The sequence below is a fragment of the uncultured Campylobacter sp. genome (genome assembly GCF_937890585.1).
Lineage (GTDB): Bacteria > Campylobacterota > Campylobacteria > Campylobacterales > Campylobacteraceae > Campylobacter_A.
In genome coordinates, this window is the sequence record NZ_CALACG010000015.1 from 1 (window position 1) to 1,163 (window position 1,163).

General features: G+C 40.2%; 2 protein-coding genes. Both read left to right on the top strand.

Translation table 11 applies throughout. The features are described 5' to 3' along the window. Positions 1-789: NFACT RNA binding domain-containing protein (locus Q0296_RS00380; RefSeq protein WP_298035616.1), on the top strand; the 789-nt coding region annotated here is incomplete at its 5' end. Positions 790-791: 2 nt separating this feature from the next. Beyond that, positions 792-1,133: a hypothetical protein gene (locus Q0296_RS00385; protein ID WP_107805295.1), complete on the top strand. Its 342-nt coding sequence runs from the start codon at positions 792-794 to the stop codon at positions 1,131-1,133. Positions 1,134-1,163 lie beyond the last annotated feature (30 nt).

The following is a 1,163-nucleotide window of genomic DNA, read 5'->3' on the forward strand; positions in this document are numbered from 1 at the left end:
AACGAGTCTAGGATAGCTGGGCTAAAAGAGGCAAAGCTTGCAAGTGTGCAAAAAAAGATAGATAGTATGAGAGAAATTTTAAACTCGCTTGAAGATAAGGATGAGCTTATGAAAAAGAGCGAGGAGTTTGCAAACTACGGCACGCTTTTGCTTGCAAATTTGGCAAATTTCAAGGGCTATGAGAGAGAAATTTGTCTTAATGATTTTGACGGCAATGAGATAAAACTAACTCTTAGCGATACGCCAAAAAATAGCGCAAATGAATTTTATGCAAGATCAAAAAAACTTCGGGCAAAAGCGCTTGGTGTGGAGATAGAAAAGAGAAATTTAAGTGAAAAGATCGAGTTTTTAGAAGGGCTAAAGTCACTTTTAAAAGAGGCAAATAGCGCTTACGAGCTTGAAATTTTAAGCCCAAAAAACAAGGCAAAACAAAGAGAGCGCCAGATAAAAGATGTGAGCGAAAATGCTGAAATTTTCTACGTTAGAGAGTTTAAAATCTTAGTTGGCAGAAACGAAAAAGGCAATATAAATTTACTTGATCTAGCCAAAAAAGACGACATCTGGCTTCATCTAAAAGACGCCCCAAGCGCTCACGTCATCATCAAGACGAACAAGAGCAAAGTGCCAGAAGATGTGCTAGAAATGGCTGCTAAATTTTGCGTGGAATTTAGCGTAAAAGGGGCTGGCAGATACGAGGTGGATTACACCAAGCGTGAAAATTTAAGGCGTGAAAATGGCGCGAACGTCACTTACACAAACTACAAAACGATCATCATAAATAAAGGCTAAAAATGGCGGTAACACCTTTAGGAAATAGCAACTTCATCAACCAAAACGCCCCAGTCGTCTCGCAGGTGCATGCAAACCAGCAAGCACGCTTTGACATGCAAGCGCTAATGGCATCTGAGCTAGCCACCCAGCAAAACGAGGAGATCAAAGAGGTGCGTCCGATGGAGGAGTCATATAAAATAGACCCTGAAAAAGAGCACGAGCGTCAAAAGAGCGAAGAAGAGGCGAGCGAGTTTGAAAATGAAGAGCAAAACGCAAAAGCTAAAGATGAAGAGGTCTTAGCAGACGAGCTTGATATCGAAGAAGAGAGCGAAGAGCCACACGTTTTGGATATAAAAATTTAAACTTTAAATTTAAAGACCATGGTTTAAATT